Annotated in this window: 20 protein-coding genes, 1 tRNA gene and 1 pseudogene; 13 read left to right on the top strand and 9 right to left on the bottom strand. The window is 67.3% G+C overall.

Features of this window, described 5'->3' with window-relative positions:
- The first annotated feature begins 202 nt into the window (after positions 1 to 202).
- The 3 genes from R1L06_RS10680 (at position 203) to R1L06_RS10690 (ending at position 3,175) form a co-directional block, all read left to right on the top strand.
- Positions 203 to 970, top strand: a complete 768-nt coding sequence (locus tag R1L06_RS10680; RefSeq protein ID WP_317217681.1) for a hypothetical protein — start codon at positions 203 to 205, stop codon at positions 968 to 970.
- A gap of 379 nt (positions 971 to 1,349) precedes the next feature.
- Positions 1,350 to 2,288 carry a 2-dehydropantoate 2-reductase gene (gene panE, locus R1L06_RS10685; protein ID WP_317217682.1) on the top strand — a complete coding sequence of 313 codons (939 nt, stop codon included), beginning with the start codon at positions 1,350 to 1,352 and terminating at the stop codon, positions 2,286 to 2,288.
- 50 nt (positions 2,289 to 2,338) lie between these two features.
- Positions 2,339 to 3,175, top strand: coding sequence for a Rossmann-fold NAD(P)-binding domain-containing protein (locus R1L06_RS10690; RefSeq protein WP_317217720.1), 837 nt, complete (start codon positions 2,339 to 2,341; stop codon positions 3,173 to 3,175).
- Between the two features lie 100 nt (positions 3,176 to 3,275).
- Here R1L06_RS10690 and R1L06_RS10695 read toward each other — a convergent pair whose 3' ends face one another.
- A complete protein-coding gene (locus tag R1L06_RS10695; RefSeq protein WP_049424300.1) occupies positions 3,276 to 4,073 on the bottom strand; it encodes a TatD family hydrolase in 798 nt (265 codons plus the stop codon).
- A 67-nt stretch (positions 4,074 to 4,140) separates the two neighbouring features.
- On the opposite strand from R1L06_RS10695, the gene hrpB reads away from it, so the two are divergent.
- Both hrpB and R1L06_RS10705 read left to right on the top strand, forming a co-directional pair.
- Entirely contained in the window at positions 4,141 to 6,645 is a 2,505-nt protein-coding gene (hrpB, locus tag R1L06_RS10700) for an ATP-dependent helicase HrpB (protein WP_317217683.1), read from the top strand.
- A 136-nt stretch (positions 6,646 to 6,781) separates the two neighbouring features.
- Complete coding sequence (locus tag R1L06_RS10705; protein ID WP_006401326.1) at positions 6,782 to 7,156, top strand: hypothetical protein; 375 nt, start codon at positions 6,782 to 6,784, stop codon at positions 7,154 to 7,156.
- Positions 7,157 to 7,249: 93 nt separating this feature from the next.
- Here the strand turns inward: R1L06_RS10705 and R1L06_RS10710 are convergent, their stop codons facing one another.
- From R1L06_RS10710 to R1L06_RS10720, 3 genes are all read right to left on the bottom strand, one after another.
- A complete protein-coding gene (locus R1L06_RS10710) occupies positions 7,250 to 7,789 on the bottom strand; it encodes a pseudouridine synthase (RefSeq protein WP_317217721.1) in 540 nt (179 codons plus the stop codon).
- A gap of 68 nt (positions 7,790 to 7,857) precedes the next feature.
- Complete coding sequence (locus tag R1L06_RS10715) at positions 7,858 to 8,178, bottom strand: hypothetical protein (RefSeq protein WP_317217684.1); 321 nt, start codon at positions 8,176 to 8,178, stop codon at positions 7,858 to 7,860.
- Between the two features lie 77 nt (positions 8,179 to 8,255).
- Positions 8,256 to 9,113: a class I SAM-dependent methyltransferase gene (locus tag R1L06_RS10720; protein WP_049398658.1), complete on the bottom strand. Its 858-nt coding sequence runs from the start codon at positions 9,111 to 9,113 to the stop codon at positions 8,256 to 8,258.
- Positions 9,114 to 9,282: 169 nt separating this feature from the next.
- Here R1L06_RS10720 and R1L06_RS10725 point away from each other — a divergent pair, with 169 nt between their 5' ends.
- The 4 genes from R1L06_RS10725 to R1L06_RS10740 all read left to right on the top strand — a co-directional run bounded on the left by R1L06_RS10725 (position 9,283) and on the right by R1L06_RS10740 (position 13,719).
- On the top strand, positions 9,283 to 10,239 hold the full coding sequence (locus tag R1L06_RS10725) for an aldo/keto reductase (RefSeq protein WP_049424161.1): 957 nt from the start codon (positions 9,283 to 9,285) through the stop codon (positions 10,237 to 10,239).
- Positions 10,240 to 10,886: 647 nt separating this feature from the next.
- Positions 10,887 to 10,960 (top strand) — tRNA-Thr (locus R1L06_RS10730).
- A gap of 357 nt (positions 10,961 to 11,317) precedes the next feature.
- Complete coding sequence (locus R1L06_RS10735; RefSeq protein ID WP_317217685.1) at positions 11,318 to 12,442, top strand: slipin family protein; 1,125 nt, start codon at positions 11,318 to 11,320, stop codon at positions 12,440 to 12,442.
- Between the two features lie 56 nt (positions 12,443 to 12,498).
- On the top strand, positions 12,499 to 13,719 hold the full coding sequence (locus R1L06_RS10740; RefSeq protein ID WP_317217686.1) for an RtcB family protein: 1,221 nt from the start codon (positions 12,499 to 12,501) through the stop codon (positions 13,717 to 13,719).
- A 167-nt stretch (positions 13,720 to 13,886) separates the two neighbouring features.
- Here R1L06_RS10740 and R1L06_RS10745 read toward each other — a convergent pair.
- Together R1L06_RS10745 and R1L06_RS10750 are read right to left on the bottom strand one after the other, a co-directional pair.
- Positions 13,887 to 14,789: pseudogene (locus R1L06_RS10745) on the bottom strand (NAD(P)/FAD-dependent oxidoreductase); the annotation flags it as partial.
- Positions 14,779 to 15,234, bottom strand: coding sequence for an Rrf2 family transcriptional regulator (locus tag R1L06_RS10750; RefSeq protein WP_253143681.1), 456 nt, complete (start codon positions 15,232 to 15,234; stop codon positions 14,779 to 14,781). The pseudogene R1L06_RS10745 and the gene R1L06_RS10750, both read right to left, overlap by 11 nt.
- Positions 15,235 to 15,417: 183 nt before the next feature.
- Here R1L06_RS10750 and R1L06_RS10755 point away from each other — a divergent pair, with 183 nt between their 5' ends.
- Positions 15,418 to 17,538 (top strand): methyl-accepting chemotaxis protein, encoded by a 2,121-nt coding sequence (locus R1L06_RS10755; protein WP_317217687.1) that lies wholly within the window; start codon positions 15,418 to 15,420, stop codon positions 17,536 to 17,538.
- A 73-nt stretch (positions 17,539 to 17,611) separates the two neighbouring features.
- On the opposite strand, the gene R1L06_RS10760 is transcribed toward R1L06_RS10755, so the two are convergent.
- Complete coding sequence (locus tag R1L06_RS10760; protein ID WP_006401534.1) at positions 17,612 to 18,514, bottom strand: LysR family transcriptional regulator; 903 nt, start codon at positions 18,512 to 18,514, stop codon at positions 17,612 to 17,614.
- Between the two features lie 107 nt (positions 18,515 to 18,621).
- Between R1L06_RS10760 and R1L06_RS10765 the strand changes: the two genes are divergently transcribed.
- Positions 18,622 to 19,836 carry an MFS transporter gene (locus tag R1L06_RS10765; RefSeq protein ID WP_317217688.1) on the top strand — a complete coding sequence of 405 codons (1,215 nt, stop codon included), beginning with the start codon at positions 18,622 to 18,624 and terminating at the stop codon, positions 19,834 to 19,836.
- Positions 19,837 to 19,924: 88 nt separating this feature from the next.
- Positions 19,925 to 20,734 carry a 2,5-didehydrogluconate reductase DkgB gene (gene dkgB, locus R1L06_RS10770; RefSeq protein ID WP_317217689.1) on the top strand — a complete coding sequence of 270 codons (810 nt, stop codon included), beginning with the start codon at positions 19,925 to 19,927 and terminating at the stop codon, positions 20,732 to 20,734.
- Positions 20,735 to 20,847: 113 nt separating this feature from the next.
- Here the strand turns inward: dkgB and R1L06_RS10775 are convergent, their stop codons facing one another.
- Positions 20,848 to 21,555 (bottom strand): alpha/beta fold hydrolase, encoded by a 708-nt coding sequence (locus R1L06_RS10775; RefSeq protein WP_317217690.1) that lies wholly within the window; start codon positions 21,553 to 21,555, stop codon positions 20,848 to 20,850.
- Between the two features lie 138 nt (positions 21,556 to 21,693).
- Here R1L06_RS10775 and R1L06_RS10780 point away from each other — a divergent pair, with 138 nt between their 5' ends.
- Positions 21,694 to 22,074 (top strand): YbjQ family protein, encoded by a 381-nt coding sequence (locus R1L06_RS10780; protein ID WP_071228577.1) that lies wholly within the window; start codon positions 21,694 to 21,696, stop codon positions 22,072 to 22,074.
- Between the two features lie 63 nt (positions 22,075 to 22,137).
- Here R1L06_RS10780 and R1L06_RS10785 read toward each other — a convergent pair whose 3' ends face one another.
- On the bottom strand, positions 22,138 to 24,858 hold the full coding sequence (locus R1L06_RS10785) for a bifunctional acetate--CoA ligase family protein/GNAT family N-acetyltransferase (RefSeq protein ID WP_317217691.1): 2,721 nt from the start codon (positions 24,856 to 24,858) through the stop codon (positions 22,138 to 22,140).
- Positions 24,859 to 24,910: the final 52 nt, after the last annotated feature.

Consider the following 24,910-nt stretch of genomic DNA (forward strand, 5'->3'; position numbering starts at 1 on the left):
CGCATCCATGCGGCTCACGCCCCCGCAACCGGACCCACCCCGCCTTCGACAGATTTCCGCGAGATGTCGGAACGGCATGGACCGCTGTTGGTAGGTGTCGACCTTGGTCGACACGATAGATCCACGCCATGCGTGGATGGAGCGTTCACGGTAAGGCCGATGCTTGGCTCTTTTCGTTTCGGATTACGGCTAGGCTGTGGCGATGAAGATCACTCCCATTCCGTTGGACAAGGCCGTGTCGGATGGTCCGATCGATGCGTTCAGCCATGTCCTGCTGAGCGATTCGCCCATGCTGGATGAGGTGCTGGATTGCCTGGCCTCGCTGCAGGCGGCTGATCCCCTTCATCGTTATCTGTGCACGCTCGACGAAGTCGGCCAGTGCCGCTACACCAGCATGCACGCGTCCGACGACGAGCGCATCGCGCTGTACGAGGACGAAGACCCGGCGACGCCGGAAGATGCGTTGGCGGCACGCGAGCGGTTGCTGGCGCACGTCGTCGCGCAGCTTGAGCATTCCACGCATCGGTTGCAGTGGACAGCGCTGGCGGGTACGTTGATGTGCAGCGACGAAGACATCGAGGCGCTGGTCGCCGCCAATGCGAAGCCGGATCTCATCATCGATGACGTGGTCTGCGTGCAGCAGGTACCCGTAGCCAGTGACGACCTGCTGATTGCCGCCCTGCCCAACGGCTACTTCAGCGCGGACTGGGACCTCTTCCAGAACCACGCCCTGATCCGGCATCTGCAGGAGCGCTACGACTACCGTCTGTTCGGACTCGGCGCATCGTGGCTCGGTTTCCAGCGCGACCGCGCACCGTCGCCTGCAGAGGCGGGCGCGTTGGTCGCGGACCTGCAGCGCATCTACGCGGCCGGAACGCACGACACCTGGGCACAACTGGCTGCAACGCTGGCCACCCGCACCACACTGCTATTGGGCTACACCGAAGACTTCAGCGAACAACTACCCTGAGCACCGCTCTACACGAGCGAGCGCAGCGAGCGACCCGCTTCCGCTCTTGATCTGCTTTCCGTGGTGGCCGCGCCCGGAACATGTCCGTGGCCGGGCGGGTAGGTTGCGCAGGGGCGTGAGCCGCATGGGCCCGAAGCATGCCTCGGGCGGGTTGGGCAGGACGCCCAACCCCGGTCTTGCCGTGCGCGCAGGACTGCGCGCACGAGCAAGCGGCGACCGAGCTTACATGGATGTACTTGCAGCGCCCCCTGCGCGGCCTACCCGCCCGGCCAACCCCGATGAACAGTGCATTCCGCGAACCACCACGAGGGGCTCCGCCGTTGGCCGCAATCTCCGGCACAATCGCACTCCTGATTCCCCAGAAAACGGTGAACGTGCAATGCGCATCCTGATCCTCGGCGCCGGCGGTACCGGCGGTTACTTCGGCGGTCGCCTGGCCCAGGCCGGCGTGGACGTGACCTTCCTCGTGCGCCCCGCACGCGCCGCCCAGCTGGATCGCGACGGCCTGGTCATCCGCAGCCCGCTCGGTGATGCCAGCTTCCCGGTGCAGCACGTCACCGCCGATGCGCTGCCCGCATCGGCCGCGCAGAAGCCGTTCGATCTGGTCATCCTCAGCTGCAAGGCCTACGACCTCGACAGCTCGATCGACGCCATTGCTCCAGCCGTGGGCGCGAACACCACCGTGCTGCCGATCCTCAACGGCCTGCACCACTACAACGCGCTGGACCTGCGCTTCGGCCGCGACGCCGTGCTCGGCGGCCTGTGCTTCATCAGCGCCACCAAGGCCCCCGACGGCGCCGTGCTGCACCTGGGCAAGCCGGCCAAGCTCACCTTCGGCGAGCGCGACGGCGGTGCCATCTCCGAGCGCGTGCGTGCCTTCGCCGCCGCCTGCGCGCGGGCCAACCTCGATCACCTGGCCAGCGAGCACATTGGCCAGGAACAGTGGATCAAGTACACGTTCCTGACCGCGCTGGCCGCCGCGACCTGCCTGCTGCGCGCGGATATCGGCAGCATCGTCGCCACCGATGATGGCGAGGCGATCGTGCGTGGCCTGTACGACGAATGCCTGGCCGTGGCCGAAGCTGCCGGTGAGCCGATTCCCGATGCTGCGCAGGACACCGCACGCGGTACCCTGACCCAGGCCGGCTCTGCGTTGAAGGCTTCGATGCTGCGCGATCTGGAAGCCGGCCAGCAGGTGGAGGCAGAACAGATCGTCGGCGACATGCTGGCGCGCGCGCGCAAGGCCGACCAGGAAGCTCTGCTGCTGCAGGTCGCCTACAGCAGTCTGCAGGCCTACCAGGCGCTGCGCAGCGCGTGAGCGCCGCGTTGCAGACCAACGCGCTGCCGGCGCGGGTGCTGATCCTCGGCATGGGCTGGAGCGGGTGCGTGCTGGCTACGCATCTGCGGGCGTTGGGCGTACACGTGACCGGCACGGTGCGCGACCCGGCGTCGGCACCGCACGATGGCCTGCTGCGCCATCAGCTGCGAGCTGACATACCACCGTCGCCCGCCCTGCTCGATGAGATCGCGCAGGCCGAGGCCGTGCTGTGCAGCGTGCCGCCCGATGCCGAGGGTGACCCGGCACTGCGTCTGCTGCTACCGGCACTGCAGGAAAGTCCGGCACTTCGCTGGCTGGGCTATCTGTCATCCACGTCGGTCTATGCCGATCGGGCCGGCGGCTGGGTCAACGAGACCAGCGTGGCCGATGCCACTGAAACGTCCGGCATGCAACGCAGACGCGCCGAGGACCAGTGGCGTGCGCTGGCGGAGCAGCGCGGTATCGCCTCGGCGGTATTCCGCCTGCCCGGCCTGTACGGGCCGGGACGCAATGCGCTGCTGCAGTTGTCACAGGGCCGCGCACGCCACGTAGTGCGTCCTGGGCTGGTGTTCAACCGACTGCACGTGGATGACCTGGCAAGGGTCGTTACCGCATCGATGCAGCGGCTGTGTGTGGATGGGCTGTATCTGCCGGCCGACGACGAGCCGGCACCGCCGCAGCAGGTACTGGCCTTCGCCGCGCAGCTGGGCGGGTTTTCGATGCCACCTGCCATGCCCTGGGACGATCCCGCGCTGAACCCGACACTGCGGCGCTTCTACGAGAGCAGCAAGCGCATCGACAGCACCGGTACGCGCGAGGCGCTGGGCTGGGAGCCGCGCTTCCCGACGTATCGGGAAGGGCTGCGCGGGCTGCTGGAAGCACTCTGACCCGCTTGTAGAGTCGAGCTTGCTCGACTGCTTCTGCACGGCAGTCGAGCAAGCTCGACTCTACGACACACGGTCGCCGCGTTCGACGCGACGAAGGGAATCAACCCGCGTCGGGCAGGCGGAAGAACGCACGCGTCGCGGCAGTTGCATTCGCGGCGGTCACCGCCACGTCTTCGCCACGGTCACGCGCCAGTTCTTCCACGATGTGCGAGAGGAACATCGGTTCGTTGCGGCGGTCCTTCGGCAGCGGCTTCAGCGTGCGCGGCAGCAGGTACGGCGCGTCGGTCTCGATCATCAGGCGGTTGGCCGGGATGTTCTTCACCAGCTCGCGCAGGTGCCCGCCACGGCGCTCGTCGCACAGCCAGCCGGTGATGCCGATGTACCAGTCCTGGTCCAGGTAGTCGAACAGCTCATCGCGCTCACCGGTGAAGCAATGCACCACTGCCGGGCCGATGCGGCCCTCGAAGTTCTTCATCTGTGCCATGAAATCGGCATGCGCGTCGCGCTGGTGCAGGAACAGCGGCTTGCCATTGTCTGCGGCCAGCTGCAGCTGGCGCTCGAACGCGCGGTGCTGGGCCGGGCGCGGCGAGAAGTCACGGAAGTAGTCCAGCCCGCACTCGCCCACTGCCACCACTTCCGGGTGGGCATGCAGCGCGCGCATCTCGGCGTCGCATTCCTCGGTGTACTCCACCGCATGATGCGGGTGCACGCCGGCGGTGGCATACAGGAAGCCCGGGTGCTGCTGCGCCAGCTGCAGGGCCAGTGGCGAGTGCTCGCGGCTGGCACCGGTGATGACCATCTGCACCACGCCGGCCTGGCGCGCGCGGTCCAGCACGGCATCGCGGTCGCGGTCGAAGGAGTCGTGGGTCAGGTTGGCGCCGATATCGATCAGGTGCATGGTCATCGCGGGGGAAAAGTGCCCGCGCATTGTACCTGCGCCCGCCGTGGCCCCTTATCCTTTGCACATGAACGCCCCGCTCTTCCCTATCTCCCCGCTGCTGCCACAGATCCAGCAGCACCTGGCCGCACAGCCGCGGCTGGTGCTGGAGGCGCCGCCCGGCGCCGGCAAGACCACCCAGGTGCCGCTGGCGCTGCTCGATGCACCGTGGCTGCAGGGGCGGAAGATCATCCTGCTGGAACCGCGCCGGGTCGCCGCACGCAGCGCCGCGCTGTTCATGGCGCGGCAGCTGGGCGAAGAGGTGGGCGGCACGGTCGGCTACCGCATCCGCTTCGAGAACAAGGTTTCGGCACGCACCCGCATTGAAGTCGTCACCGAAGGCATCCTCACCCGCATGCTGCAGGACGACCCGATGCTGGAAGAGGTCGGTGCGATCCTGTTCGACGAATTCCACGAGCGCCATCTCAGCGGTGATCTCGGCCTGGCACTGGCGCTGGACGTGCAGGCACAGCTGCGCGATGACCTGCGCCTGGTGGTGATGTCGGCAACGCTGGATGGCGAACGGCTGGCACGCTTCCTCGATGCGCCGCGGCTGAGCAGCGAAGGCCGCAGCTACCCGGTGACGGTCAGCCATTTCCCGGCGCGCCGCGATGAGGCGCTGGAACTGCAGGTTCGCCGCGCGGTGCAGCAGGCCCTGGCTGAACATCCCGGTGACCTGCTGGTGTTCCTGCCCGGCCAACGCGAGATCGCGCGGGTGCAGGCCGGGCTGCAGGAATCGCTGGATGCCGGCGTCGAAGTGCTGGCCCTGCACGGTGAACTTCCGGTGGAGCAGCAGGCGCGGGTCCTGCAGGCGGCCAGTGATGGTCGTCGGCGTGTGGTGCTGGCCACCAACGTGGCCGAGTCGTCGGTGACGCTGCCCGGCGTGCGCGTGGTGATCGACAGCGGCCAGGCGCGCGAGCCGCGCTACGACCCCAACAGTGGCTTCACCCGGCTGGACGTGGTGGCCATCGCGCAGGCGTCGGCCGACCAGCGCGCCGGTCGCGCCGGTCGCGTGGCCGAAGGCGTGGCCTGGCGGCTGTGGCCGCAGTCGCAGCGGCTGGAACCGCAGCGCCGCGCCGAGATCGATCAGGTCGAGCTGGCCGGACTGGCGCTGGAACTCGCCGCCTGGGGCAGCAGCGACCTGCGCTTCCTCGATCCGCCACCGGCCGGCCCGATGGGTGCCGCCCGCGAACTGCTGCAGCGGCTCGGCGCGCTGTCCAGCAGCGGCGCGATCACCGCACTTGGCCGCCGTGTGCTGGCGCTGGGCACGCATCCGCGGATGGCGGCGATGCTGCTGGCCGCGCCCGATGCCCGCGCACAGGCGCTGGCCGCCGATCTGGCCGCCCTGCTGGAGGCGCGCGATCCGTTGCGCCAGGGCGGTGACGCGCTGGCGGCACGTTGGCGTGCGCTGGCGGCGTTCCGCAATGGCCGCGCACCGGGCGACGCCAACCGGAGCGGCCTGGCCGCGATCGATACCGCCGCCAAGCAGTGGCGTCGCCGCCTGCGCTGCGAGGCCGCACCACCGGCCAGCATCGAGGCGCACGAACTGGGCGACCTGCTCGCGCACGCCTTCCCCGACCGCATCGGTGTCCAGCATCCCAGCGATCCGCTGCGCTTCCTGCTGGCCAACGGTCGCAGCGCACGCCTGCACGATCTGAGCGACCTGCGTGGCGAGCCGTGGCTGGTAGCCAGTGAACTGCGCTTCGAGGCACGCGACGCGCTGCTGCTGCGTGCCGCACCGGTGGACGAGGGCCAGCTGCGCAAGGCGTGGCCGGAGCGCTTCGTGACCGAGGACGTAGTGCGCTGGGACAGCGGGCGTCGCGCCCTGGTGGCACTGCGCGAGACCCGTTTCGACCGCATCGTGCTGGACAGCCGCTCGGCCGGGCGGGTTGATCCGCAGCACGCCGCACAGGCGCTGACCGACGCGGTGGCTGAACTCGGCCTGCAGGCGCTGCCGTGGACCGAAGGCCTGCGTCAATGGCAGGCACGCGTGGAGTCGCTGCGGCGCTGGATGCCCGAACTCGGCCTGCCCGACTGCAGCGACAACGCCCTGCTGGCCACGCGTGCGCAATGGCTGCAGCCTGCGTTCGCCGGCAAGAGCCGCCTGGATGCGCTGGACGAGTCCAGCTTCGGCGAAGCGCTGAAGTCGCCCCTGGAGTGGTCACAGCGTCAGCTGGTCGAGCGTCATGCACCGACCCGCATCACCGTGCCCTCCGGGCTGGAGCGGCCGATCACCTACGCGCTGGACAGCGAGAGCGGCGAACCGCTGCCGCCGGTGCTGGCGGTGAAGCTGCAGGAACTGTTCGGCCTGGCTGACACGCCGCGCATCGCCGATGGCCGCGTGCCGCTGACCCTGCACCTGCTCTCGCCCGGTGGCCGCCCGCTGCAGGTCACCCAGGACCTGCGCAACTTCTGGGAAAACACCTACGCGGAAGTGAAAAAGGAAATGAAGGGCCGCTACCCGCGCCATCCGTGGCCGAATGACCCGTGGACGGCGACGGCCACCCATCGGGCCAAGCCGCGCGGGACCTGACCGGTGGGGCCGGCTGCGGACCCTGCCTGATCCTGAATGGCTGCGGTAAAGTCACGCCACGTGTGACCTCGACTGACATACCGTTTACGGGCAACGCGCGACACTGGACTTCGACCCGAGGCAAAGGACCCCCCGCATGAGCAAGCTGACCGTAATCACCGACCGCGCTCTGGAGCGCGCCCTGGAGCTGGCCCACACCGCCGGCGACGGCCTCAAGAGCGCCGGTGGCAGCCTGCGCAGTGCCGACTGGATCAAGACCGGTGCCGCCATTGGCGCGGTGAAGACTGGCGGCAAGGCCGCAACCAGGTTCGCGCGCCGCAACCCGGCAGTCGCCGTGGCTGCCGCAGCCGTTGGCGTCGGCCTGCTTGGCTATGCGCTATACCGCAAGCAGCAGAAGAAGAAGGCCGCGCAGGGCCATGTGGTGAACGGCCAGGCCCAGCGCATCAATGCGCGCGACCGCCGCAACGACACCGTGGTGGACGAGCACAGCGACATCGGCAGCGATGCCTGAGTCTGCGGGGGTCAGAGCCCTTCCTGCGGAAGGGATCTGACCCCACCAGCTACGAGAGGGCCGGGTACCGGAAGGTATCCGGCCCTTTCTGCATCAGCCGATCTGCCGCCACTGCCCCGGCTGCAGGTCGTCCAGCCGGTACGGCCCCATCGACACGCGTACCAGCCGCAGCGTCGGCAGGTTCACTGCCGCGGTCATCCGCCGCACCTGCCGGTTGCGGCCCTCGCGGATCGTGATCGCCAGCCAGCTGTCGGGTACGGTCTTGCGGAAGCGAACCGGCGGATCACGCGTCCACAGCGACGGCGCCGGATCGAGGCGCTCGATCTTCGCCGGCAGGGTCGGCCCGTCATTGAGCACCACGCCCGTGCGCAGCTGCTGCAGCTGTTCGTCGCTGGGCGTGCCTTCAACCTGCACCCAGTAGGTCTTGTCGGCCTTGTGCTTCGGGTCGGTCAGTTTGTGCGCCAGCGTGCCGTTGTCGGTCAACAGCAGCAGGCCCTCGCTGTCATGGTCCAGGCGCCCGGCGGCATACACGCGCGGCGGCAGGCCGAACCCGGCCAGCGTCGGCCGCGGCGGCACGCTGCGGTCGGTGAACTGGCAGAGCACGTTGAAGGGCTTGTTGAAGGCAATCAGCATTGCGGGCACGGCAGTCGGCAGGTGGGGCATTGTCCCATTCCCGCGTTGCCGCCGCGATCACGGCGGGCTCAGCCGAAGACCTTCCATTCCAGCAGGAACGAGCCCAGCACCAGCGCAATACCGCATGCCGCGATGACATTGGCCCGGCGCCGCAAGCGGGCCGGTGAGGGACTTGCGCTGCGTGCACGTTCATCCAACAGGATGCCGGCGAACAGCACTCCGAATCCAACGGCCCCGACCAGATCGTGGGCGTGCCCACCGTAGAACACGAAATCGATGAGCCGCGTCACTACCAGTACCGCGACAGCGATGTAAAAGATCTTTTTCAACAATCCATGTCCTTGCATACGATCGAATTCCGGCGCATGGCCGGCCTTGGGACCAGCCATGCGCCGCGCTACGCGCGATGAGCCGAGCATGGGCTCGGCTCTACAGAGTCAACATGCGTCAGCCCGGCTCTACCGCCTTACGGCTTGATGAAGCGCAGGGTCATGCGGTCACTTTCGCCGATCGCCTGGTACTTCGCATCATCGGCCTTGTCATGCTGGTTGGTCGGCGGCAGCGTCCACACACCGTTCGGGTGGTCCTTGGTATCGCGCGGGTTGGCGTTGACCTCACTGCGCGCATCCAGCTTGAAGCCGGCGGCTTCGGCCATCGCAATCACCTGCTGCTGGCCGACGTAGCCGGTGTCATCGTCGTCGGCCACGTCGGCCTTGGCGCGATGCTCGACCACGCCCAGCACGCCGCCCGGCTTGAGCACGTTGAAGAAGCCCTGGAACATGCCCTGCGCCTGGCCGGCCTTGCGCCAGTTGTGCACGTTGCGGAAGGTCAGCACCACGTCGGCTGAACTGGCCGGGCCGAACACCGGCTTGGCCGGATCGTAGGCGACCACGGCGGTCTTGCCGAACTGTGCCGGCGCACCGGCGTACTTCTTTTCCAGGCTGTCGCGGCTGCGCTGCTGGTAGTCACGGCCGCGGCCCTCGGGCACCGCCATCGGGTCGACCACGGCGGCAACATAGTGGCCCTTGTCCTGCAGCAGCGGCGCCAGGATTTCCGAGTACCAGCCGTTGCCGGGGGTGATCTCGATGACGGTCTTTTCCGGCGTCACCTTGAAGAACGACAGCGTCTGCGCCGGATGACGGAAGCCATCGCGCTTGACGTTGTTGGCATCACGGGTCGACGCCTTCACCGCCGCATCGATGGCCGGTGACACCTGGATCTTCGCCGGTGCCACCGTGGCCGGTGCGGCGAACGCGGGAACAGCGGCAAGCAGGGCCGAAGCAAGCAGCAGGCGGCAACCACGCAGGGACGAAGCAGGCATCATCGGAGCGACTCCAGCGGAAGATGCGGCGAGACTAGCAGCCGCGGCGTCCCAGGTGTTCACAAAACGTTAGCTGCGTGCGCATCGCGGAACACTGTTTTGTGGTCACCGCCGCAGCACGGTCACACAACGCGTTTTATTCTGGAGCACTTCCCCCAAGGAGTCCGTGCCCATGACGGCAACCCGCGAACTGGGCCGTTCCGGCCTGCATGTACGTCCGCTCGCCTTCGGTGGCAACGTGTTCGGCTGGAGCGCCGATGAGAAGGCCAGCTTCGCCCTGCTCGATGCCTTCGTCGATGCCGGCTTCAACCTGGTCGACACCGCCGATGTGTATTCGGCCTGGGTGCCGGGCAATGCCGGCGGCGAATCGGAAACGCTGATCGGCAAATGGTTCGCCCGCAGCGGCAAGCGCGACAAGGTGGTGCTGGCAACCAAGGTGGCCAAGTGGGCCGAACGCCCCGGCCTGACCCCGGACAACATCAATGCCGCGGTGGAAGATTCGCTGCGCCGCCTGCAGACCGACGTGATCGATCTGTACCAGGCCCATGAAGACGATGAATCCACGCCGCTGGAAGCGACCCTGGCCGCGTTCGGGCGCCTGATCGAAGCCGGCAAGGTGCGTGCGATCGGTGCGTCCAACTACAGCGCCACGCGCCTGGCCGATGCGCTGAAGGTATCCACCGACTACAAGCTGCCGCGTTACGAAACCCTGCAGCCCGAGTACAACCTGTACGACCGCGCCGGCTACGAGAAGGAGCTGGAACCGCTGGTGCAGCGCGAACAGATCGGCGTGATCGGCTACTACGCCCTGGCCAGCGGCTTCCTCAGCGGCAAGTACCGCACGCCGGCCGATGCGGCCAAGAGCCCGGCACGTGGCGAGAACGTGGTGAAGCGCTATCTGAATCCGCGTGGCCTGCGCATCCTGCAGGCGCTGGATGACGTGGCCAGCAAGCACAACGCCAGTGCCGCGCAGATCGCACTGGCATGGCAGATCGCACGGCCGTCAATCACCGCGCCGATCGTCAGCGCCACCAGCGTCGAGCAGCTGCACGATCTGCTGGCCGCAGCCAACGTGTCGCTGAGCGTGCAGGATGTCGCGCAGCTGGATGCCGCCAGCACGGAAGCTTGAGACCCGGTAGTGCCGGCCGCTGGCCGGCATTGCGCGGTAAAGAAGAAAATAATTGAACAAAATGGTTGCGCACGAATAAATCGTGGTTTATCGTGCGCACCTCGTTTCAACAACCACTGGAAACTTCCCTTGAACGCGCATTCCGTCGCCATCGCCAAACTGCTGCCATGCCTGCGCATGGACCTGCTGGCGCGCGCGTTCGGCAAGGAAGTCCAGCTGACAACGGCCTGATACCCGCCCTGCGGAGATCGGCCACCCCGATCTCCGAGGCTTGACGACGCCCTCGGAACGCAAGTCCCGGGGGCGTTTTCGTTTGCGTCGGCACAAGGACCCGCGATGCCAGAACTGCACCCCGCGCGGCAACCCGCCGCTCACTGACACAGGTTTTTTCCGCTCCGCCGAAGGATTTACTTCGCGCGAGTGGCGACGCCTGGACATTATCTGCATCGCATCAAAACATTATCGCTCGCGATAATGTCGATGGCCTGCACCCTCGATTCTCCAACGATCCCGTTTCCACCACGGGCTGGTGCGCGCGGCGTTGCCGTGGCGTATGCCGGAGGTCGCGGACATGCCATCGCCTGGATCGCCTGCTGGAAGCAGGCATCGGTTCGCCGGTACGCGGTTCGATTCCGCGCGGTCCCCAACTGGATAGCTCAGCTTGGTCAGAGCAACGGATCCGTAATCCGTCTGTCGTGGGTTCGATTCCCACTCCAAACCACATGACCTGTCACGTCATGACTTGAAGCAACACCCGGGGCGCAAGCCCCAGCGGCCATCGTCGCCGTCCACGGACCACGCCTTCGGGCAGGAACGTGGAAGGCAACGGACCGCACGCCGGGCCCCGGCCCGCCGCCACTGCCAGCCACGTTCCGCACCGGTGCTGCCTGCCGGGAACGACGATGGCAGCAGTGCCGGTGCACCGTAGGCTCCGCGCGTGGACCGTCCACCGGTGGCTGCCCTCTTCCGCTGCCTGCACGTGGTGTGCAGCCAGCCTCGCCACGACCTGATCGACCCGGGTCATGGCGATTCATCCGCAAAGGGTCGAACCACCAGAGCCATACAAGGAGAGACTCCCATGTTCTGGACCATCAAGGTCGTGATCGGCGACGGCGAGCGCGGCCTGGTGTATCGCAACCGTCGTTTCCAGCAGATCCTGCTGCCGGGCGTGCACCGCCTGTCGCCGTTCGGCGGCCGCCCGCACGTGGACATCCACACCGCATCGAAGGGCGCGGCCTATACCGGCAGCGACCAGGACAGCCTGATCGAGGCACTGGGCGCACGACTGGACACGCACTTCGTGCTGGCCAATGTCGGCGCCACCGAGGTCGGTCTGTTGCTGCGCAACGGCCGTATCGATGAAGTCCTGCCACCGGGCAGCCGCCGACTGTACTGGCGGGGCTCGGTCGACACCCGGGTGCGCGTGATGGCGCTGGGTGACGAGCCGCGCATCCCGGCGGACGTGCAGCAGCGCCTGGGCCAGCTGGGCGTGCTGCCGCGTGTAGCGGTGATCAGTACCGTGCCAAGCGAATCGGTCGGCCTGCTGTTCATCGATGGCACGCTGCGGCAGACGCTGGACGCCGGCCTGCACGCGTTCTGGAACTTCAATGGCAACGTGTCGGTGGAGCGTGTGGAGCTGCGTGCGCGTTCGCTGGACGTGTCCGGCCAGGAACTGCTCAGCCGCGACAAGGTGACCCTGCGGGTGAACCTGGCCGCGACCGTGCAGGTGGTCGACCCGGTGCGTGCACACCGCACGCTCAGCAATGCCGACGAGTTCGTCTACCGGCAGCTGCAGTTCGGCCTGCGCCAGGCGATTGCCGCGCGCAGCCTGGACGAGCTGCTGGGTGACAAGGCGGCACTGGACAGCGAGATCGCCGCGCATGTGCAGGCGACGATCGAGGGCCACGGCGTGCGGCTGCTCGGCGTGGGCATCAAGGACGTGATCCTGCCGGGTGAGATGAAGGAGATCCTCAACGGTGTGGTGCTGGCCGAGAAGCAGGCCCAGGCCAGCGTGATCCGCCGTCGCGAGGAGGCCAACGCCACGCGTTCGCAGCTCAACACCGCAAAGCTGATCGAGGACAACCCGGTGCTGATGCGCTTGAAGGAGCTGGAGGCACTGGAGAAGGTCACCGAGAAGATCGACAAGCTCACCGTGTTCGGCGGCCTGGATGGCGTGCTGAAGCAGCTGGTGACGATCAGGTAGGGGGTCGCGGCGGCGCAGGGACGCGCCGCCGGCCCATCAAGGACAAACACGAAGACATGGACACTCAACACAACTATCAATGGCTGCACGCCGAGGGCACCACGCCGATCAAGGGCTGGGTCAACGGTGTGCCGCTGGAAGCGCAGGCGCATGAGCAGCTGCGCAACATCGCCGAGATCCCGTTCGTCGGGCCGTGGGTGGCCGTGATGCCGGACGTGCACCTGGGCAAGGGCGCGACCGTGGGCTCGGTGATCCCGACCCGCGGTGCGATCATCCCGGCCGCGGTCGGCGTCGACATCGGCTGCGGCATGGCCGCGGTGCGTACAACGCTGCGTGCCAACGACCTGCCCGATGACCTGCGGCAGCTGCGCAACAGCATCGAGCGCAGCATCCCGGTCGGCAACGGCCGTGGCGGCGAGCACCACCGCATGCCCGACAGCATCCATACGCGGCTGGTGCAGTCCGGGCTGGCCGCCGGCCTGGAGAACATCAAGGACAAGCACCGCAGGATCCGCACCGACAAGCTCGACCGCCAGCTGGGTACGCTGGGCGGCGGCAACCACTTCATCGAACTGTGCCTGGACGAGACGGACACGGTGTGGGTGATGCTGCACAGCGGTTCTCGCGGCACCGGCAACCTGATCGGCACCTACTTCATCGAGAAGGCGCGCGAAGAGCTTGCGCGCCGTGTGCTCGGCTTCCACCTGCCGGACAAGGACCTGGCGTTCTTCATGGAAGGCGAGCCGCTGTTCGATGACTACGTCGAAGCAGTGTCGTGGGCGCAGGACTACGCCCGGCAGAACCGCGAGGCAATGATGTCGCGGGTGCTGGCCGAGATGCGCCACCGGCTGCCGAAGTTCCAGCTGGCGGCGATGGCGGTGAACTGCCACCACAACTACGTGCAGAAGGAGACGCACCTCGGCCAGGAACTGCTCGTTACGCGCAAGGGTGCAGTGAGTGCCCGCGAAGGCGAGCTGGGCATCATTCCCGGCAGCATGGGCACGCGCAGCTACATCGTGCGTGGCAAGGGCAACGCGGACAGCTTCCACAGCTGTAGCCACGGTGCCGGCCGGGTGATGAGCCGTGGCACTGCGCGGCAGCAGATCACGCTGGCCCAGCACCGCGAGGCCACCGCGCATGTGGAATGCCGCAAGGACAACGGCGTGCTGGATGAATCGCCGGCCGCGTACAAGTCGATCGACGACGTGATGGCGGCGCAGCTCGACCTGGTCGACGTGGTGCACACGCTGCGCCAGGTGCTGTGCGTGAAGGGATGATGGAACGGTGCCGGCCAAGGCCGGCACCTGCTCGACGGGCACGGGCGAATGGATGCCCGGGATCCGTAGAGTCGAGCTTGCTCGACTGCTCTTCCACGCCATGCGTCGATGAAACGGCGCCGACCAAGGTCGGCATCTACCAGAGCAGCACGTCGCGTCGGGGGTCGGCGCGGCACGCTGTCCTCGGCCACCAGCGCATGATGCACGCCGATCCCCGCGCGCACGCCTTCGGCGGCGGCCAGGGTGATGTTGCCTACCGTGGTCGCATCGCCCGCGGCGTATACGTTCGGCACCGAGGTCTGCTTCATCATGTCGACCTCGATCAGCACCCCCAGCGGGCTCTCGACCAATGTGCACCCCAGCTGCTGCACCAGCGGCGTGGCCATCGCCTGGGTAGCCGGCACGAACAGCGCACGCTGTGCGATGCGGCGGCCATCGGCCAGCTCCACTTCCAGCCAGGTCGGCTGGTCGCCCTGCACACCCAGCACGGGTGACGTCTCGATGTGCACTCCACGCTGCTGCATGGCGGCGCGTTCCTCATCGGTGATCTCCAGACCCATGCTGAAGAACGTGACATTGCCCCAGTCGGCGAACAGCGGCGCCTTGCTGGCGGACATCGGATGGCCGCCGAGCAGGCCGATGGCACCACCACCGACTTCATAGCCGTGGCAGTAGGGGCAGTGCAGCACGGTGCTGCCCCAGCGCTCGGCCAGTCCGGGCAGTTCCGGCAGCTGGTCGGCGATGCCGCTGGCCAGCAGCAGCTTGCGCGCGGCCAGCACCTGGCCATCGGCGGTACGCACTTCCACACCTTCGGCGGTGGTGCGGGCGTGCTCCACTTCGGCATGCACCCAACGCACCGTGGGGTAGTCCAGCAGCTGCTGACGCGCGGTCTTCAGCAGCTCGGCGCCGCTGATGCCATCCAGCCCCAGCACCCCGTGCGAATGACTGGCGAAGCGATTGCGCGGTGAACCGGCATCGATGACGGTGACCGGGCGACGGGCACGGGCCAGGATCAGGCCGGCGGCAATGCCGGCGTAGCTGCCGCCGACGATGAGCACATCAGGATTCATGGTGACCTTCCAGGGAACGGTGATGGGCAAGATGGCGGGCGAAGTCGGCGCCGAGCTGATCCAGCGTGGTCGCCTGCAGGCGCTGCTCAAGCAGCCGCTGCGCCTCGCGCGCGCCTTCGAGCAGGGCGCTGTTGACCAGCTGCTGGATCGGGCAGCCACCGCCGGAATCGCGAGCGCCGACCTGGACCAGCGGCGGTGCTCCCACCGCCAGATAGATGTCATGCAGGGTGATCGCCGCGGCATCGCGTGCCAGCTGACTGCCGCCGCCGTGACCACGGGTGCTGCGCACCAGGCCGGCCTTGTGCAGCTGTGCCAGCAGACGACGGATCACCACCGGATGGGTCGGCAGGCAGGACGCCAGCTGTTCGGACGTGCGCGGGGCGGTATGGCCGACCAGGTGCGCCATCACGTGCAGGGCGTCGGAGAGTGGGTTCGCGGATTTCATGTAACAACCTTAGTTACATTTAATTCCTCTGTCGAGGGTCTGCTTTCGTTCCATATGGACACATCTGTCCTATGAAACATCTCCTTCACATCACTAAACGAAACGCGAATGTGATCAACATCCCACTTCAGGGCGTGCGCAGCGAGTCGATACCGCAGTGCCCCTTCCCGAGAGTTCTTCCCCATGAATGCGTCTGTCCGTGCTCCGCGCCTGCAGTCCAAGCTGCTCGGCGCGGTTTCTGTTGGTCTGGCTGTGGTCCTGCTGTGCGCTCTGGCCGGCCTGGCCTCCGCCTGGTTGAAGTTGTCCACCGAGGTTCCACCCGAAGTCGCGCACAGCCGCGATGCCGAACGCCTGCAGCGCGAGTTCCGCGGCCAGGTGCAGGAATGGAAGAACGTACTGCTGCGTGGCCACGACGACGCGTTGCGCCAGCGCCACCTGGACGCCTTCGACAGCGAGGGCCGTCTGGTCGAGCAGCTGGCCAAGGGCCTGGTCAGCAGCCCGGATGCACGCACGCGCGAACTGGCGCAGGCGTTCATCGGCCTGCATGCGCAGCTGCAGCAGGACTATCACGCGGCGCTGCAGGCGTTCGCCGAGGCCAGCTACGATCCCGCCGCCGGCGACAACCTCGTGCGCGGCAAGGACCGCCCGGTGGCAACCGCGCTGGATGCGTTGAGTACGCACGCCACGCAGGTGGCCGAAGCGGCGGTAGCGGCCCGTTCGCAGCAGGCGCGGCAGACGCTGCTGCTGTGCGCGGCGCTGACCGTGCTGGCCGCCGTGCTGCTGCTGATGGGCCTGGGCTGGTGGCTGCGGCGTGCGGTGGTGCAGCCGGTGCTGGCGGTGGAAGCCGCTGCGCGTGCAGTGGCCGCCGGTGATCTGCAGCATGTTGTGCAGGTGCGCAGCCGCGATGAGATCGGTCGCCTCGCGCAGGCCATGCAGGCGGTGCAGTCCACGCTGCGCGGTGTGCTCGATGCACAGGCCACGATGGCACAGGCGCATGAAGCCGGCACCATCAGCCACCGCATGGATGCCAGTGCCTTCCCCGGCGCGTTCGGCACGATGGTGGCCGACAGCAACGCGCTGGTCGATGCGCACATCCAGGTAAAGATGCGCGCGATCGCGATCATGGGGCGCTACGCCATCGGCGACCTCAGCCAGGACATGGAGCGGCTGCCGGGCGAGAAGGCCGTGATCACCGACGCACTGGATACCGCCAAGGCCAATCTGGGCACGATCAATGGCGAGATCCGCCGCCTGGCCGAAGCCGCTGCCAGGGGTGACTTCAGCCAGCGTGGCGACAGCGCGCGCTTCGAGCATGACTTCCGCGCGATGGTCGATGGCTTGAACCGATTGATGCAGACGACCGAACTGAACCTCGGCGAGGTCTCCAGCATGCTGCGCGCGATTGCCGATGGCCGCCTCGGCGCGCGCATGCATGGCGATTTCCAGGGCGTGTTCGCGCGTATCGCCGGCGATGCCAACACCACCGCCGCGCAGCTGGCGACCATCGTCACCGACATCAAGCACGCCTCCGGCAACATCCACACTGCGGCTGCAGAGATCGCCGCCGGCAACAATGATCTGTCGCGCCGTACCGAGCAGCAGGCGGCCAATCTGGAAGAAACCGCCGCGTCGATGGAAGAACTGACCTCCACCGTGCGCCAGAACGCCGAGCACGCACGTCAGGCCAACCAGCTGGCGATCGGCGCGCACACGGTCGCCTCGCAGGGCGGCAACGTGGTCGGCCAGGTGGTGACGACGATGAGCGCGATCGAAACCTCGTCGCGGCAGATCGCCGAGATCATCAGCGTGATCGATGGCATCGCGTTCCAGACCAACATCCTGGCGCTGAACGCGGCAGTGGAAGCCGCGCGTGCCGGCGAGCAGGGCCGCGGCTTCGCGGTGGTCGCCAGTGAAGTACGCACGCTGGCGCAGCGCTCGGCGGCGGCCGCGAAGGAGATCAAGGCGTTGATCGAAGCCTCGGTTGAGCAGGTCGGGCACGGTGCACAGCGCGTGCGCGAGGCCGGTGACACCATGGCCGAGATCGTGGCATCGGTGCAGCGCGTGACCGACATCATGGCCGAGATTTCGGCGGCCTCGCAGGAGCAGAGCGCGGGTATCGAGCAGGTCAGCCAGACCGTGATCCAGATGGATGGCACCACCCAGCAGAACGCCGCGCTGGTGGAGGAAGCCAGTGCCGCCGCACGCAGCCTGGAACAACAGGCGAACCGGTTGATCGATGCGGTGGATGTGTTCGATCTGTCGACCACGGCGGCAGCGAAGGACGCGTTGGCGCGCGCGGCCTGATTGATCCGGTTGCCGGCCAGCGGCCGGCACTACCCATGCGATGAGCGGTAGTGCCGGCCGCTGGCCGGCAACCTCAGCGCACGTAGTCGCTCTGCGCCATCGCGTCGGCCAGGTAATCCACGAACGAGCTGATCCGCGACGATACGGCGGTGTTGCGGTAGTACACCGCATGGATCGGCTGGTACACATCCAGCGTCTGCGCCGCCAGCACCTGCACCAGGGTGCCGGCGCTGCGGTCGCGATCGGTGACGAAGTCGGACAGGCAGGTGATGCCCACGCCCTCCACCGCCAGCCGGCGCAGCGTCTCGCCACTGGATACGGCAATATCCGGGCGCACCAGCAGCAGCCCATCCGACTCTCCGGGCAGCGGCCAACGGTTGAGTGATTCCGGCTCGTTGAAGCTGAGCAGCGTGTGCTGGCCCAGTGCGGCGACGCTGGCCGGTTCGCCGTGCCTGGCCAGGTAGGCCGGGCTGGCCACCAGCCGCAGCTGGCAGCGGCCCAGCAGCCGCGCATGCAGGGTGGAGTCGGCCAGCGGGCCGATCCGGATCGCCAGATCGGTGCGCCGTTCGAGCAGGTCGATGTAGCGGTCGGAACTGTTCAACTCCAGCTGCACTTCCGGGTAACGCGCGCGATAGCCGGCCACCAGCGGCGCGATCACGTGCAGCACGAACGGCATCGCCGCATCCACGCGCAGGCGCCCTGCCGGGCGCTCGCGGCGCGCCGCCATCTGTTCCTCGGCCGATTCCACCGCATCGATGATCGCGCGCGCATGGCGCAGGAACGCCTCGCCTTCGGCGGTCAGGTGCAGGCGGCGGGTGGTACGGGTCAGCAGGGTGATCCCCAACTTGTCCTCCAGCCGCCCCAGCGCGCGGCTCACGCCCGAGGGTGTCTGCCCCAGCTGCTCGGCGGCGGCACTGATCGAGCCGCTGTCGATCACCGAAAGGAACGCCTGCATTTCATCTAGAGTGGTCTTCATGTCCCTATTATTGACTGCACGGCAATAGTGATTGGCGTGAAGACCGGTTTTTCGGCAAAGGTCGGCGGCGCAGACTGCGCAGCCTCTTCCTCCTGCTGGACCCTGTCATGACCCGTGGCATTCCCCTCGCCCTGCTGGCGTTGACCCTCGGTGCCTTCGCCATCGGCACCACCGAATTCGTCATCGTCGGCCTGATCCCGACCATCGCCGGAGACCTGCAGGTCAGCCTGCCCTCGGCCGGCCTGCTGGTCTCGCTGTACGCGCTGGGCGTGGCCATCGGCGCGCCGGTGCTGACTGCGCTGACCGGACGCGTACCGCGCAAGCAACTGCTGGTGGCGCTGATGGTGTTGTTCACGCTCGGCAATGTCGTCGCCTGGATGGCACCCGGGTATACCTCGCTGATCATCGCCCGCATCCTGACCGGCCTGGCGCACGGCGTGTTCTTCTCGATCGGCGCGATCATCGCCACCGCCGTGGTACCGAAGGAGAAGGCGGCCAGCGCGATCGCCATCATGTTCACCGGCCTGACCGTGGCGCTGGTGACCGGCGTGCCGCTGGGCACCTTCATCGGCCAGCATCTGGGCTGGCGCGCGACCTTCCTGGCGGTGGCCGGCCTCGGCGTGGTCGCCCTGATCGGCGCGCTGCTGTTCGTTCCGCGCAACCTGCCGCAGAGTGCGCCGGCCAGCCTCCGCCAGCAGCTGGCCGTGCTCGGCCAGCCACGCCTGCTGCTGGTCTATGCGATGACCGCGCTGGGCTACGGTGGCACCTTCCTGGCCTTCACCTACCTGGCGCCGATCCTGCAGGACGTCACCGGCCTTCCGGCCAACGCCGTGAGCCTGGTGCTGCTGGTGTACGGCGTGTCGGTGGCGATCGGCAACCTGTGGGGCGGGCGCATGGCCGACCGCTTGGGCCCGGTGCCCGCACTGAAGCGCATCTTCGGACTGCTGGCATTGGTGCTGTTCGTGCTCACGCTCACTGCCTACAACACCTGGTTGATGCTGCTGACGGTGCTGGCGCTGGGTGCGGTAGCGTTCGGCAACGTGCCCGGCCTGCAGGTCTACGTGGTCAAGCAGGCGCAGCGCTATGCACCGCAGGCCACCGACGTGGCCTCGGGCCTGAACATCGCCGCGTTCAACGTCGGCATCGCCCTGGGCGCCTCGCTGGGCGGCCTGGTGGTGGAGCACATCGGCCTGATGCATACGCCCTGGCTGGGCGCGCTGGTGGTCGTACTGGCCTACGCGCTGACCGTGCTCAGCGGCCGCCTCGACCGCCGTGATGGCGTCGACCACCGCGCCGACGGCATTGCCGCCACCGCGCATTGATCCATGCAATGCACCGTTGCCGGCATGCATACGGTGCCTGTCCTAACCTCTTCCCTCTGCTACTCCCTTCCCCCCGTTGGAGCTTCCCATGACTGTCCCCGCTTTCGGTCTCGGCACCTTCCGCCTCAAAGACCAGACCGTGATCGACTCGGTGCGCAATGCGCTGGAGGTCGGTTACCGCGCCATTGATACCGCGCAGATCTACGGCAACGAAGCCGAAGTCGGCCAGGCCATCGCCGAGTCCGGCGTGTCGCGTGATGATCTGTACCTGACCACCAAGGTGTGGATCACCGAGTTCAAGCGCGATGCGCTGCTGGCCAGCCTGCGCATCAGCCTGGAGAAGCTGCGCACCGACCGCGTCGACCTGGCGCTGATCCACTGGCCGTCACCGAATGACAAGGTCGATGTTCCGATGGAGGAATACCTACCAGCACTGGCCGAAGCCAAGGCGCAGGGGCTGACCCGCGAGATCGGCATCTCCAATTTCACCATCGCGCAGACCCGCAAGGCGATCGAGATCCTCGGTGCCGAAGCCATCGCCACCAACCAGATCGAGATCCACCCGTACCTGCAGAACCGCCTGCTGGTGAAGTTCCTGCAGGACAATGGCATCCACATCACCGCCTACATGAGTCTGGCTTATGGCGAAGTGCTGAAGGACCCGGTGATCCAGGCTATTGCCGGCCGCCACCAGGCCACCCCGGCGCAGGTTGCGCTGGCCTGGGCGCTGCAGCAGGGCTTCTCGGTCATTCCGTCGTCGACCAAGCGCGAAAACCTGGCAGCCAACCTGGAAGCAGCGGCCGTACGCCTGACCGACGAAGACATGGCGCAGATCGCCAAGCTGGATCGCGGCCATCGCCTGGCGAATCCGGAAGGGATTGCCCCGGCCTGGGATTGATCCCAACTGCGGTTACGTATCGGAATCGTAGGTGCCGACCTTGGTCGGCACTGGTCTCTGGTCAGTCGATGACACATCGTGCCGACCAGGGTCGGCACCTACCAAAGGCAGAGCTATCCCTCGCCTTGCAGCAACCACTCACGCATGGCCGCACTGACCTCGTCCGGCTTTTCCATCGGTGCCAGGTGCCCGCAATCAGGCACCACCACCAGCTGCGAATGCGGCGCCAGGGCGTGCATCTCCTCGCTCACCGCCAGCGGCGTGATGCGGTCGTTTGCACCGCAGACGATCAGCAGCGGATAGCGGTAGCCGGCCAGCACGTCATGGCCGTCGCGGCGCTCCAGCGCGCTCTGGCGCAGGAACACTTCGGCGCCCAACCGCGCGGTCATGTCGCGCACACGCTGCACCAGCACGTAGTCATCCAGCCGCGAGGCATCGATGTAGCTGCGCATCAGCACGTCACCGAAGCCGTGGAATTTTCCTGGCAAGCGCACGCTGGCACGTTGGCTGCGGCGCTGCTCGGCACGTTCCGGCGAATCGGCATGGATCGAGGTATCGATCAGCGCCAGCTGCAGCACACGTTCCGGCGCGATGCGCAGGATCTGCTGGGCGACGAAACCGCCCAGCGAGAAACCGGCCAGCGCAAAGCGCTCCGGCGCCTGCGCCAGCACGTCCTCGGCTACGCCCTGCAGGGTTTCGCCGCGGGTCTGGTCGCCCACCGTGCATTCGGCGATGTCGGCCAGGTCAGCCAGCTGTGCGCGCCACAGCTCGGCATCGTTGAGCAGGCCGGGCAGCAGCAACAGGGGGATACGGTCGGTCATGGGGGTATTGTCGCGCCATCACGGTGACGGAGCCATGCCGCAACGGGCGGTTGCATTGTAGAGTCGAGCTTGCTCGACTGCTCCACAGCCAGTCGAGCATGGCTCGACTCTACAGAATGCAACGACACGGACGCGACCATGGCAGACCCCTACAACAGCGGCTCCCCTTCCCCGCCCGCGCTGCGCTTCGACGATGCGCTGGTCACCACCGCCTTCGAGCTGCCCGGCCATCGCGTCGTGCGCAACCTGGGCGTGGTCCGCGGCATCACCGTGCGCTCGCGCTCGATCGTCGGCAACTTTCTGGGCGGCATCCAGACGATCTTCGGCGGCAACATCACCATCTACACCGAACTGTGCGAGCAGGCCCGCGAGGAAACCTACCGCGACATGGTCAAGCACGCGCGGCAGCTGGGCGCCAACGCGATCATCGGCATGCGCTACGACGCCACCGACGTGATGACCGGGCTGACCGAGGTGCTGTGCTATGGCACGGCGGTGGTGGTGGAGCCCCTCCGCTAACCCGGCCGTAGAGTCGAGCTTGCTCGACTGCTTCCCGATGGCGACAGTCGAGCAAGCTCGACTCTACAAGTCCGGTGCCGGCACCTCGACCTGCTGCACCGGCAGGGTCACCATCATCACCGTCGGGTCATCCGGATCCAGCCTGGTCTTGAAGCCCAGGCTCTGGCACATCGCCAGCATGGTGCTGTTCTCGCGCAGCACCTGGCCTTCGACCACGTCCAGGCCCAGCCACTTGGCGTACTCGATCATGATCGCCATCAACCGCCAGCCGATGCCGTGGCCCTTCAGGTCCGAACGGATCAGGATGCCGTACTCGCCACGGTGGTAATCGGCATCGGCGTGCAGGCGTACCGCGCCCAGCATTTCGCCGCTGCGCGGTTCGATCGCCACCAGCGCGATCGAGCGTGCGTAATCGAGCTGGGTCAGGCGCGCGATGAACTCGTGGCTGAAGTGCTTCACCGACTGGAAGAAACGCAGGCGCAGATCCTCGTCACTGACGCGGGCGAAGAACGCACGGAACAGTGCGTCGTCCTCCGGCCGCACCGGGCGCACGAAGGCACGGCCGCCATCGGACAGCTCGATGGTGCGCTCCCACTCTTTCGGGTACGGGAACACCGAGAAACGCGGGTGGCCGCGGCCCTTGTGCAGGATGCGCGACGGCGCCACCGCCACGCGGGCGTCGAGGGCGAGGATGCCCTTGCCGTCGACCAGCAGCGGGTTGATGTCCAACGTGCGCACTTCGGGGATATCGGCAGCCAGTTGTGCCAGCTTCACCAGCGCCAGTGCCAGTGCACGCTCGTCGGCGGCGGGCACATCGCCGTAGGCCTTGAGGATGCGCGAGGCGCGGGTCTGGCCGATCAGCTCGTGGGCCAGGCGCAGGTCCAGCGGCGGCAGCGCCAGCGCCTTGTCATTGATCACTTCGACGGCAGTGCCGCCGCGACCGACCACGATCACCGGGCCGAACGTCGCGTCATCGGCGATGCCGACGATCAGTTCGCGCGCCTTCGGGCGGACGATGGTCGGCTGTACCAGCAGGCCATCGATGCGTGCATCCGGCCGCAGCTGGCGTGCGCGCGACAGGATCGCGTTGGCCGCGCTCTGCACCGCCGGCAGCGTGGACAGGTTCAGGCGCACGCCATCCACTTCCGACTTGTGCGGAATGTCCGGCGACAGGATCTTCAGTGCGACAGTGGCACCGCGCTCCAGCAGCGGCTGTGCCAGATCCATCGCTTCGTGCGCATCACGCGCATGCATCACCGGCGCGGACGGAATGCCATAGGCCTTGAGCAGTTCATGGGTGGCCAGCGGGTCCAGCCACTGCTGGCCGTTGGCCAGTGCGGCATCGACCAGTGCGCGCGCGGCGGCCGTGTCGACACTGAAATCCTGCGGCAGGCTGGGCGGCGTTTCCATCAACGCGTTCTGCGCCTCGCGGTAGCGCACCAGGTGCTGGAAGCCGCGTACGGCTTCGGCCTCGGTCGGGTAGGTCGGGACGCGTGCCGCGTTGAGCGTGGCCGTGGCCTGGTCGTCGTTGCCCAGCCACACCGCGAAGACCGGCTTGTCGCGGTGATGGCGTGGGCGCAGGCCCAGTGTGCGGGTCAGTGCTTGTGCGGCGTCGGCCGACGAGGTGAATGCGGTCGGCACATTGACCACCATCACCGCGTCGTTCTCGTTGTCGGCCAGCAGCGCTTCGATGGCCGCGGCATAGCGATCACCATCCGCGTCAACCACGATGTCGACCGGATTGCTGCGCGACCAGCCCTGCGGCAGCACCGCGTCAAGCTTCTCCACCGTGCTGTCGGACAGGTTGGCCAGCGTGCCACGCAATGCGATCAGCTGGTCCACCGCAAGGCGGCCAACGCCGCCACCGTTGCTGAGGATGGCCAGGCGTCGGCCGGGGAACGTCCCCAGCCGTCCCAGCGACTCGGCGGCGGTGAACAGCTCATCCAGCGCGCTCACGCGCAGCAGGCCGGCACGGTTGAACGCCGCACCGTAGACATCGTCGGCGCGGGCCAGCGCCTGCACATGGGTATCGCGGCTGCCCGGCTGCACGCGCTCGGCGCGACCGGATTTCACTACCACTACAGGCTTGGCACGGGCGGCGGCACGCGCAGCCGACATGAACTTGCGCGCATCCTTGATCTGCTCGACGTAGAGCAGGATGGCGCGGGTACGGTAGTCGGTGGCGAAGTAATCGAGCAGGTCGCCGAAGTCGACGTCCATCGTGTCGCCCAGCGAGACCACGGCGGAGAAGCCGACCGAGCGCGCCACACCCCATTCCACCAGCGCAGCGGCAATGGCCGAGGATTCGGAGATCAGCGCGAGGTCACCGGCCTGCGGGAAGTGCGCGGCGATGCTGGCATTGAGCCGCGCATGCGGTGCGATCACACCCAGGCAGTGCGGGCCAAGGATGCGCAGGCCGTGCTTGCGCGCCACCGTTTCCACCTGTTCCGACAACGAGCCCGGGCCTTCGCCCAGGTGCGCGGTGAGGATGATCGCGGCCTGCACGCCGCGTTCGGCGGCGGTACGCACTACCTGCGGCACGATCGCCGCCGGTGCGGTGATGACGACCAGGTCCGGTACCCAGTCCAGATCCTTCAACCGCTTGATCGTGCGGATGCCATCGATCTCGGCATGCCGCGGGTTGATCCACGCCACCTTGCCAGGGAAGCCGGTACCGCGCAGGTTGCGCATCACCGCGCGCCCGGCCGAACGCTCACGTGGGCTGCCGCCGATCACCGCGACCGACTGCGGACGAAACACGGACTGCAGGTGGTAGGTACTCATGCGCCTACGGTACCCAAAAAAGGGGACGGAGGGGATTAAGTCGTTTGTGCCT

This window comes from Stenotrophomonas mexicanensis (genome assembly GCF_032911605.1).
Taxonomy (GTDB): Bacteria; Pseudomonadota; Gammaproteobacteria; order Xanthomonadales; family Xanthomonadaceae; genus Stenotrophomonas; species Stenotrophomonas maltophilia_A.

What these genes read in the sequence shown, in the direction of transcription:
- R1L06_RS10780 (WP_071228577.1), top strand. Translation starts at nt 21,694, where the DNA reads ATGGCAGACCCCTACAACAGCGGCTCCCCTTCCCCGCCCGCGCTGCGC.
- R1L06_RS10775 (WP_317217690.1), bottom strand. Translation starts at nt 21,555, where the DNA reads ATGACCGACCGTATCCCCCTGTTGCTGCTGCCCGGCCTGCTCAACGAT.
- R1L06_RS10705 (WP_006401326.1), top strand. Translation starts at nt 6,782, where the DNA reads ATGAGCAAGCTGACCGTAATCACCGACCGCGCTCTGGAGCGCGCCCTG.
- R1L06_RS10725 (WP_049424161.1), top strand. Translation starts at nt 9,283, where the DNA reads ATGACGGCAACCCGCGAACTGGGCCGTTCCGGCCTGCATGTACGTCCG.
- R1L06_RS10750 (WP_253143681.1), bottom strand. Translation starts at nt 15,234, where the DNA reads ATGAAATCCGCGAACCCACTCTCCGACGCCCTGCACGTGATGGCGCAC.
- R1L06_RS10680 (WP_317217681.1), top strand. Translation starts at nt 203, where the DNA reads ATGAAGATCACTCCCATTCCGTTGGACAAGGCCGTGTCGGATGGTCCG.
- R1L06_RS10715 (WP_317217684.1), bottom strand. Translation starts at nt 8,178, where the DNA reads ATGGCTGGTCCCAAGGCCGGCCATGCGCCGGAATTCGATCGTATGCAA.
- R1L06_RS10755 (WP_317217687.1), top strand. Translation starts at nt 15,418, where the DNA reads ATGAATGCGTCTGTCCGTGCTCCGCGCCTGCAGTCCAAGCTGCTCGGC.
- R1L06_RS10710 (WP_317217721.1), bottom strand. Translation starts at nt 7,789, where the DNA reads ATGCTGATTGCCTTCAACAAGCCCTTCAACGTGCTCTGCCAGTTCACC.
- R1L06_RS10740 (WP_317217686.1), top strand. Translation starts at nt 12,499, where the DNA reads ATGGACACTCAACACAACTATCAATGGCTGCACGCCGAGGGCACCACG.
- panE (WP_317217682.1), top strand. Translation starts at nt 1,350, where the DNA reads ATGCGCATCCTGATCCTCGGCGCCGGCGGTACCGGCGGTTACTTCGGC.
- R1L06_RS10765 (WP_317217688.1), top strand. Translation starts at nt 18,622, where the DNA reads ATGACCCGTGGCATTCCCCTCGCCCTGCTGGCGTTGACCCTCGGTGCC.
- R1L06_RS10785 (WP_317217691.1), bottom strand. Translation starts at nt 24,858, where the DNA reads ATGAGTACCTACCACCTGCAGTCCGTGTTTCGTCCGCAGTCGGTCGCG.
- dkgB (WP_317217689.1), top strand. Translation starts at nt 19,925, where the DNA reads ATGACTGTCCCCGCTTTCGGTCTCGGCACCTTCCGCCTCAAAGACCAG.
- R1L06_RS10735 (WP_317217685.1), top strand. Translation starts at nt 11,318, where the DNA reads ATGTTCTGGACCATCAAGGTCGTGATCGGCGACGGCGAGCGCGGCCTG.
- R1L06_RS10760 (WP_006401534.1), bottom strand. Translation starts at nt 18,514, where the DNA reads ATGAAGACCACTCTAGATGAAATGCAGGCGTTCCTTTCGGTGATCGAC.
- R1L06_RS10695 (WP_049424300.1), bottom strand. Translation starts at nt 4,073, where the DNA reads ATGCACCTGATCGATATCGGCGCCAACCTGACCCACGACTCCTTCGAC.
- R1L06_RS10720 (WP_049398658.1), bottom strand. Translation starts at nt 9,113, where the DNA reads ATGATGCCTGCTTCGTCCCTGCGTGGTTGCCGCCTGCTGCTTGCTTCG.
- R1L06_RS10690 (WP_317217720.1), top strand. Translation starts at nt 2,339, where the DNA reads ATGGGCTGGAGCGGGTGCGTGCTGGCTACGCATCTGCGGGCGTTGGGC.
- hrpB (WP_317217683.1), top strand. Translation starts at nt 4,141, where the DNA reads ATGAACGCCCCGCTCTTCCCTATCTCCCCGCTGCTGCCACAGATCCAG.